General features: G+C 72.9%; 12 protein-coding genes. 4 read left to right on the plus strand and 8 right to left on the minus strand.

The features are described from left to right. Positions 1-88: 88 nt before the first annotated feature. Positions 89-487, plus strand: a complete 399-nt coding sequence (locus CYJ76_RS10610; protein ID WP_070704085.1) for a hypothetical protein — start codon at positions 89-91, stop codon at positions 485-487. Here the strand turns inward: CYJ76_RS10610 and CYJ76_RS10615 are convergent. The 4 genes from CYJ76_RS10615 to CYJ76_RS10630 form a co-directional block, all read right to left on the minus strand. Next, positions 447-809: a hypothetical protein gene (locus CYJ76_RS10615; RefSeq protein WP_070704081.1), complete on the minus strand. Its 363-nt coding sequence runs from the start codon at positions 807-809 to the stop codon at positions 447-449. The genes CYJ76_RS10610 and CYJ76_RS10615 overlap by 41 nt on opposite strands. 33 nt (positions 810-842) lie before the next feature. Beyond that, positions 843-1,163, minus strand: a complete 321-nt coding sequence (locus tag CYJ76_RS10620; protein WP_083323465.1) for a VOC family protein — start codon at positions 1,161-1,163, stop codon at positions 843-845. 366 nt (positions 1,164-1,529) lie between these two features. Next, on the minus strand, positions 1,530-1,901 hold the full coding sequence (locus CYJ76_RS10625) for a type II toxin-antitoxin system death-on-curing family toxin (RefSeq protein WP_238138225.1): 372 nt from the start codon (positions 1,899-1,901) through the stop codon (positions 1,530-1,532). Next, positions 1,898-2,098, minus strand: coding sequence for a ribbon-helix-helix protein, CopG family (locus tag CYJ76_RS10630; RefSeq protein ID WP_202816677.1), 201 nt, complete (start codon positions 2,096-2,098; stop codon positions 1,898-1,900). Before CYJ76_RS10630 ends, CYJ76_RS10625 begins: the two co-directional genes overlap by 4 nt. A 208-nt stretch (positions 2,099-2,306) precedes the next feature. On the opposite strand from CYJ76_RS10630, the gene CYJ76_RS10635 reads away from it, so the two are divergent. Together CYJ76_RS10635 and CYJ76_RS10640 are read left to right on the plus strand one after the other, a co-directional pair. Beyond that, complete coding sequence (locus CYJ76_RS10635) at positions 2,307-2,849, plus strand: zinc metalloprotease (RefSeq protein ID WP_070704071.1); 543 nt, start codon at positions 2,307-2,309, stop codon at positions 2,847-2,849. 8 nt (positions 2,850-2,857) lie between these two features. After that, positions 2,858-3,472 (plus strand): hypothetical protein, encoded by a 615-nt coding sequence (locus CYJ76_RS10640; protein WP_070704069.1) that lies wholly within the window; start codon positions 2,858-2,860, stop codon positions 3,470-3,472. Between the two features lie 27 nt (positions 3,473-3,499). On the opposite strand, the gene CYJ76_RS10645 is transcribed toward CYJ76_RS10640, so the two are convergent. From CYJ76_RS10645 to CYJ76_RS10655, 3 genes are read right to left on the minus strand one after another with little or no spacing between them, the layout of a single operon-like run. After that, positions 3,500-4,474, minus strand: coding sequence for a phosphoribosylaminoimidazolesuccinocarboxamide synthase (locus tag CYJ76_RS10645; RefSeq protein ID WP_101850064.1), 975 nt, complete (start codon positions 4,472-4,474; stop codon positions 3,500-3,502). Then, positions 4,471-5,766, minus strand: coding sequence for a phosphoribosylamine--glycine ligase (gene purD / locus CYJ76_RS10650; protein WP_101850065.1), 1,296 nt, complete (start codon positions 5,764-5,766; stop codon positions 4,471-4,473). The genes CYJ76_RS10645 and purD overlap by 4 nt, the downstream gene beginning before the upstream one ends. A gap of 58 nt (positions 5,767-5,824) precedes the next feature. Next, entirely contained in the window at positions 5,825-6,397 is a 573-nt protein-coding gene (locus tag CYJ76_RS10655; protein ID WP_070704060.1) for a pyridoxine/pyridoxamine 5'-phosphate oxidase, read from the minus strand. Between the two features lie 216 nt (positions 6,398-6,613). Between CYJ76_RS10655 and CYJ76_RS10660 the strand changes: the two genes are divergently transcribed. Further along, positions 6,614-7,156 carry an O-acetyl-ADP-ribose deacetylase gene (locus CYJ76_RS10660; RefSeq protein WP_070704057.1) on the plus strand — a complete coding sequence of 181 codons (543 nt, stop codon included), beginning with the start codon at positions 6,614-6,616 and terminating at the stop codon, positions 7,154-7,156. 5 nt (positions 7,157-7,161) lie between these two features. Here the strand turns inward: CYJ76_RS10660 and CYJ76_RS10665 are convergent, their stop codons facing one another. Continuing rightward, positions 7,162-7,923 (minus strand): SIR2 family NAD-dependent protein deacylase, encoded by a 762-nt coding sequence (locus CYJ76_RS10665; RefSeq protein ID WP_070704109.1) that lies wholly within the window; start codon positions 7,921-7,923, stop codon positions 7,162-7,164. Positions 7,924-7,967: the final 44 nt, after the last annotated feature.

Below are 7,967 nucleotides of genomic sequence, written 5' to 3' on the forward strand. Positions count from 1 at the left end.
CAATCACCACCGGGTCCACTCCGCGATCGGAGCCCCGCCAGTCAGCCGCCTCAACAACCTGGCTGGACATCACACCTAGGGCCACCCCATGACGACCACGGGTGGGGCGGGACGACGGTTCTGGGCGACGGCTGCTGCGGCGGCGCTGGCGGTACCGGTGCTGTCCAGCTGCACGGGAGGGCCGGACGAGGCCGCGCCCCACACGTCATCGAGCCCGAGCGACTCCGTCACCTGCGCCCGGGGCCGCGTGGACGCGCTCCACGAGGCCTTCCGGCCCGCCACGGACGGCATCTCGATGGACTACTCGACGACGCCGGAGGAGCTGCTGCGCCAGGCCGACGGCATCGCCGTGGTGGCGTTGCGCGGGCTGGGCACCGACGCGGCGTTCGACCTGACGCCCGGAGGGGGCGAGGGCGCCCGCCGGTACCCGCTGGAGGTGACGGCCGTCAGCGGCCGAGTGCCCAGCCCAGCTCCGGCAGTGCCATGACGAGGGTGACCAGCAGCGCCACCGAGAGCGCCCGCTCGGTGCGGAGCCGCCAGAACACGGCCCAGAGCACCACCACGGACACCGCACGGACGGTGAGCACGACCAGGTACCCGGACGCTCCCCCATCGACCGGGAGCGGGCCACCCGAGGCGGCGAGCACCGGCGCCGCGAGGAGCCACGCGGCCACCATCGCGGTGACCACCGCGCCGACCGCCCGGCCCGCCCCACCCACGGCCTCGCTGGGGCGGCGGGCCACGTACGTGGCCAGCGCGGTCACCAGGACGGTGGCCGCCAAGGGCAGGACGAGCTGGGTCACGGGCATGGCGTCAGGGTAGGTGGGCCCGCGGCACTGGCGTCAGTCCAGGGCGCACTGTGGCGGGGCGAAGACGCAGAACTCGTTGCCCTCGGGGTCGGCCATGACCGTCCGGTCGGGCTGCCGCTCGAGGACGGTCGCACCGGCGGCGTGCACTTGGCCCGCATCGGCCCAGAGGTCCCAGTGCACGCGGTTCCTCCCTCGCTTGGGCTCCGGGACGGCGGTGAACACGATGCTCTCCCACGGCCAGGCGCCGCCAGGGTCGACCCACCACCAACCGTGCTGCTCGTCGTGACCGAGCTCGCCGCCGACGACGCCGTGCCACCAGCGCACCTGAGTGCCGGGGTCCGCACAGTCCAGCACCAGCTCGTAGAACGGCTCGGACGCCGGCTCGTGGTGCCCTCGGGCAAGACTGTGGTGCGCCCACCGTCACCCTGGGCGGAGACGGTGTACCAGCAGGCGCCCTGCCCGTCCCACGCCAGCGTGTCCAGCACGAGCGGCTCCATGACGAGGTCCGACGGCGTGCCGGAGTAGGTCACCAGCCCGTCAGCGGCGGCCATGGAGAACGGCGTGGCTCGATCATCGGGCTCCCCGCCCCCGCCGCCAGAGCCGTGGCGGAACTGTGGCCGACCTGAGAGGTGGGGCCGGCGTGGGCCGCCGCCGACACCGAAGTGGCCGAGCCTCTCGAACCCGCATGAGCGCGATCACACGACCCACGCCACCCGTGAGTCAGGCGCGCTGCGCCGTGCGCACCCTCCGTGCGATGTCTCCCACGTCCCGGAGCTCCCCGGACGCCACGTCCATGACGAGGGTGAACGCCTCGGCGGGCGCGAGGTCCAGACGAAGACCTTGGAGGTCCAGGAGGACCAGCGCACCGAGGAAGCCCAACCGCTTGTTGCCGTCCACGAGCGGGTGGTGCGTGACGACGGAGTGCAGGAGGGCAGACGCCTTCTCCTCGGCCGACGGGTAGGCCTGAGCACCCATGACGGTCGTCCACGGGCGCTCCGCAGCCGACGCGAGCAGGCCGGCATCGCGGACGGGACCGATGCCCTCCTGCTCCGCCATGAGCAGGAGGTGGCGCAGGTCCAGGCGCACGGTCACACCGACCCGAGGCGGTCGAGCACCTCACGCCACTCGCCCCGCATCCGCTCCACGGACTCGGCCACGGCGAGGTCGGACCGACCGCGCTCAGCCCTCTCGAGCACCGCGAGGCGGATGATCTCCTGCCGGGAGCGTCCTTCGCGCTGCGACAGTTCCGCCAGAGCGGCATCCAGGGTCTCGTCGGTGCGTAGAGTCATGGCCACACAGGAACGGTATCATTACGGTACCGTCATGTCAGGCGGTGTCCCCGTGCCGCAGACCCGTCAACCACTTCAGAACCACTCCGCCGGCGAAACGGAATGACCCGGGCCTGCCGCACGGATAGGTGGCGCCTGATCTGGCTTGCCCGCTGAGCGGCCTGAAGGGGTATTGACGCCCCCCGGGGGGGGGTGTCAACGTGGTTCCATGCGCGCAAAGTTGCTGTCCACCGTGACCTTGGGACTGACGCTTCTCCCGACCCCCGCGGCCTTCGCCGACTACCCTGAGGAGCCCTGGGGGAAACCGGTGGATGGTAAGCACACATACTGCTACGCGAACATGACATCCTCCGAGCAAGAGCCGGCGCGCTATGCCATGCGGCGACTTCGGGACACGACAGACATGACCATTGAGTATGTCGGATACGGGTGCGGCCGCTATTTCGGGTACAACGATGTGACGTGGTTCAGCGACAACCTTCCCCCTGGAGTGAGAGGCCGCTATGTCTGCGACGACTGCAGAGGCGGAAACTCCTACAAGGGTTCGGTCTATATCGACTTCGCCGAGCTGATAAAGGGGGAGGACGACTGGTCCGACATCCGCAAGACGACCGTGCACGAAGTGGGACACAGCGTGAGCTTTCGCCACGACAGCACCAGCGCCATGATCCAAGGAGAAGTCCCCTCGACCCACTGGCGCTGGCGCTCTTACAGCGCATCGGACATAGACGACATCAATAGGTTCTTCTAAGGAGAATCATGCCTACCTACCCACGCGCCGGAATCGTTCTCTTGTCTGCCACCCTGATGCTGACCGGCTGCAATGGAATGTCAGAGGAACGCTCCCTCCACGACCTCAATGCCGAGAGCCGCACACACGTGGACTACGAGCCGGTGAACACGAGCGCCGACGTCGTGGAGAGGGCCACCGATGCCGCCGTTGTGCGCCTCAAATACGCGCAGCCCGGCCACCAGCGCAGGATCCTGGGCGAGGTCCGGTACGAGTTCGCATCTCTGACCGCGGAGGTGGTGGAACCCCTGCACGGATCCAGCGAAGCAGGGGAGGTGGTGCATCTCGAGATGATGCAGCCGGAGGGATCCGACCTCGAGGACATCCGCGCCGCTCTCCCGACCGGCGAGGTGGTTGCCGTCTGGAGCCCGTGGACCGGTGAGTCCCCGGAGGGCACGTCCCTCACAGTCCCCGAGGGAGGCGTCGTGGACGACCCGCCGAAGGTGTTGTTCGCTGACGGCCTCTGGTACGAAGATTCTGGCCAGCTCGAGAACCCCATGGTTGCGGGTGAGGACCCAGGCTCACCGTGGCCTCACGCTGAGGACGTCCAGGACGTCGCACGAAGCATCAAGGAGGCTGGCTGACGGGCTAGCCTGCGGAACGCCAGCCTCTCAGCGGAAGGACTCCCCCGTCAGCCGCTCGAAGGCCTCCACGTACTTGGCGCGCGTTCCCTGCACCACCTCGTCCGGCAGCGCCGGCGGCGGGGTGTCGGAGGCCTTGTCCCACCCGGACGCCTCGGAGGTCAGCCAGTCGCGCACGTACTGCTTGTCGAAGCTCGGCTGCTGGCGGCCCGGCGCGAACCCGTCGGCCGGCCAGAAGCGCGAGGAGTCCGGGGTGAGCACCTCGTCGGCCAGCACGATGCGCACCCGCCCGGAGGCCAGGTCGTCCTCGGTGACGGTGCGCAGGTCGGTGTCGGCGTCCACGCCCTCCAGGCCGAACTCCACCTTGGTGTCGGCCACGATGATGCCGCGGCCGGCCGCCACCTCGTGCCCGCGGCGCAGGATGTCCACGGTGAGATTGCGGGCGGCGCGGGCCAGCGGGTGGCCGATGGTCTCGCGGACCTGCTCGAAGCTGATCGGCTCGTCGTGCTCCCCCGCCGGGGCCTTGGTGGAGGGCGTGAAGACCGGGTCGGGCAGCTCGGAGCCGTCCACGAGCCCCTCGGGCAGGCGGATGCCGGAGACGGTGCCGGTGGCCTCGTACTCCTTCAGGCCGCCGCCGGTGAGGTGGGCGCGGGCCACGCACTCCACGGGCAGCATGCGCAGCTTCTTCACCAGCACCGCGCGGCCGGCCACGGCGTCGGGCACGTACGGCGCCCCGGTGGCCAGCACGTGGTGCGGCACCAGGTCGGCCAGCTGGTCGAACCACCACAGGCTCATGCGGGTGAGCACCTCGCCCTTGTCGGCGATGGGGGTGCTCAGGATGTAGTCGTAGGCGCTGATGCGGTCGCTGGCCACCATGAGCAGCACCTCGTCGGCTCCGTACCCCTCGGGCAGCGGGGCGTCGGGGCCGGGCGCGTACAGCTCGCGCACCTTGCCGGCGTGCACCAGCTCGTAACCGGGCAGCTCGCGGGGGGTCTGGGTGCTCACAGCGTGATCCTTCCGGCCGCGGCCTCGGCAGCGATGTCGGTGCGGGCCCACCCACCGGGCAGGTCGATGAGGGACAGCCCGGCGTAGGCGTTCTCCCGGGCGTGGGCCAGGTCGGCACCGCGGGCCACCACGTCGAGCACGCGACCGCCGTCGGCCAGCAGGCGGTCGTCCTCGGTGCGGGTACCGGCGTGCAGCACGGTCACCCCGCGGGCCTCGGCCTCGGCGATGCCGGTGAGCTGGCCGCCCTTGACGGGCGCGGCCGGGTAGCCGTCGGCGGCCAGCACCACCACGCAGGCGGCGTCGTCGGTGAAGGTGGGCCCGGCGGCATCGGACAGGGTGCCGGTGGCGGTGGCGTGCAGCAGCTCGGCCAGCGGGGAGGTGAGGCGGGCCAGCACGGCCTGGGAGTCCGGGTCACCGAAGCGGACGTTGAACTCCACCACGCGCGGACCGGCGGCGGTGAGCGCCAAGCCCACGTAGAGCACGCCCACGAACGGGTTGCCGCGGCGGGCCATCTCGTCGGCCACCGGCTGGGCGATGGTGCGCACCACCTCGGCCTCGAGGTCGGCCGGCACCCACGCGAGCGGGCTGTAGGCACCCATGCCGCCGGTGTTGGGGCCGAGGTCGCCGTCGCCGGCGCGCTTGAAGTCCTGGGCGGCCGGCAGGGCGATGGCGCTCGTGCCGTCGAGCAGGCAGAAGACGCTGGCCTCCGGGCCGTCGAGGTACTCCTCGACGACCACGTGGCCCTCCTTGGCGATGCAGTCCGCGGCGTGGCGCTGCGCCTCCTCGCGGTCGGTGGTCACCACCACGCCCTTGCCGCCGGCCAGTCCGTCGGCCTTGACCACCCACGGCACGGCCTCACCGGCCGCGTTGGTGGCGAAGGCGTCCAGGGCGGCGGGCACGGAGTCCTCGTCGGTGCAGACGCGGGCCTCGGCGGTGGGCACGCCGGCAGCGGTCATGACCTCCTTGGCGAAGGACTTGGAGCCCTCCAGACGGGCCGCCTCGGCGTCCGGGCCCACGGTGGGCACGCCGGCCTCGCGCAGCGCGTCGGCGATGCCGGCCACCAGCGGGGCCTCCGGGCCCACCACCACGAGGTCGACGCCCAGCTCGCCGGCGAGCGCGACGACGGCGGTCGGGTTGCCGGCATCGACCGCGCGGCACTGGGCGAGCCGCGCCATGCCGGGGTTGCCGGGGGCGGCGAACAGTTCGTGCGGGTGGTCGGGGTGCTGGGTGCGGCGGAGGGCCTCGAGGATGCCGTGCTCGCGTCCGCCGGTGCCGAGGACGAGGATCTTCACGGGCCGAACCCTATCGGGGCGGGGCGGGGCGGCCCGGGGTGGCGCCGGCCACCGCGGCTCAACCGGCGGGCGTGGTCACGAGGCCGCGCGCCCAGGCCGGCCCGGCGTCCTCGGCGGACCGGCGGTACTCCAGCCGCGTGTGGTTCCGGTCCTCGCGGGCCTGCATGAACTCGAGCTCCTCGGGTACCAGGGCGTAGAGCTGCCAGTCCGGGTTGGGGGCGCCGTCGTATCCCGGCCGCCCCTCCCAGTCCCGCTGCGAGGCGGACTCGTCCAGAGCACGCACGGCGCCGGTGACACGCACCGTGCGGCCGGCCTCCTTGAACCAGAACAGCATCGAGGCCCGGGGGTGGTCGGCCAGCTGCTGGCCCTTGCGGCTGGTGCGGTGGGTGGAGAAGTGGAATCCGCGGGCGTCCACCTCCTTGAGGATCAGCACGCGGCCCACGGGCGTGCCGTCGGGGGCCAGGGTGGTCAGCGCCATGCCGTGCGGCTGGCGCTCCCCGGCCTCGATGGCGTCGTCCAGCCAGGCGAGGAAGAGCTCGACGGGGTCGGCCGGTGCGGTCTCCGGGTCGAGGACGGGCAGGTCCGCCGGGAACGCGGGCAGGGCACGGAGGCGGTCGCTCAACTGGCTCATGCCCTCCATGCTAGAAGGGCACGGGCGGGTCGCTCCAGCCGAGGACAGCGCGCACGCCGTGGCCGCCTGACGTCGAGGGACGGTGGAGTGCCGTGCCCGCATCGCGGGAAGCCCGCTCCACCGTGTGGGCACGCGCGCGGGCGGGGTGTGCGGGCGGACGGCGCGAGGGCGAGCCGCGCGGGCGACACTCGCCCGGCGCCTTGCCACGATGGGGGCATGAGCGACGTGAACGGCATCCGCATCGAGTGCGTGCAGGGCGACATCACCACCCAGCCGGTGGACGCCGTCGTCAACGCGGCCAACTCCGGGCTGCTGGGCGGCGGCGGGGTGGACGGCGCCATCCACCGGGCGGCCGGGCCGTCGCTGCTGGCCGAGTGCCGCCAGCTGCGCGCCACCTCCCTCCCCGACGGGCTGCCCGTCGGGGATGCCGTGGCCACCGGGGCCGGGGGCCTGCCGGCCCGCTGGGTGGTGCACACGGTGGGCCCCAACCGTGGTGCGGGCGAGACCGATCCCGCGCTGCTGCGGGCGGCGTTCGCCGGCTCACTCCGGGTGGCCGACGAGGTGGGCGCCCACTCCGTGGCGCTGCCGGCCGTGGGCGCGGGGGTCTACGGGTGGTCGGCCACCGACGCCGCGCGCGAGGCGATGGCGGCCGCCCGGGAGTTCGCCGCCGGCGGGCCGGCCTCCGTGCGGCTGGTGCGCTTCGTGCTGTTCTCACCAGAGCTGCTGGCGGCCTTCGAGGCCGAGCAGCCCGACCGCTGAGCCCCTCAGAGGCCGGCCACGAGGGTCGGCAGCACCTGGCCGGCCGGGGCCGCGATGACGTGGTCGGCCCCCTCGGGCAGCGACGGCCCAGCCGGGTTGACCTCCACCACGGGCACCCCGGCCTCCCGCGCGATGCCGGGAACGGCCGCCGCCGGGTACACCAGCCCCGAGGTGCCCACGACCACCACGAGGTCCGCCTGCTCGGCCGCCTCCACGGTGGCGGCGAGCGCCCGCTCGGGCAGCATCTCGCCGAACCACACCACCCCCGGCCGCACCCAGCCGCCGCACTCGGTGCAGACCGGCGGCTCCAGACGCTCCACGGGCTCGGGCACCTGGGGGTAGTCGGCCCGGGACGGCACCCCGCAGTCGGCGCACCGCAGCGCGAACAGGTCGCCGTGGACGTGCGCCATCACCGCGGTACCGGCCCGCTCGTGCAGGTCGTCCACGTTCTGGGTGCCCACCCGCAGGTCCACCCCCTCGCGCTGCTGCCACCGGGTGATGGCGTGGTGCCCGGCGTGCGGCTGCGCGCGGCGCACCAGCGACGCCCGCCAGGCGTACCAGGCCCAGGACCGCGCGGGATCGGCCTCCCACGCCTCGCCGGTGGCCAGCGCCATCGGGTCGAAGCGCTCCCACAGCCCCGTCTGCGCCTCCCGGAAGGTGGGCACCCCCGACTCGGCGGACGCCCCGGCGCCGGTGAGCACCACCACCCGCTCAGCGTTCCGGGCCAGCTCGACGACGGCGGGCGGCACGGCATCGTGGGTCTTCATGCCGCCCACGCTAACCACCGGGGACACGACGAGGCGGGGCCGGC

Origin of the sequence: Kytococcus schroeteri (assembly GCF_002847825.1) — a bacterium.
Classification (GTDB): Bacteria; Actinomycetota; Actinomycetes; order Actinomycetales; family Dermatophilaceae; genus Kytococcus; species Kytococcus schroeteri.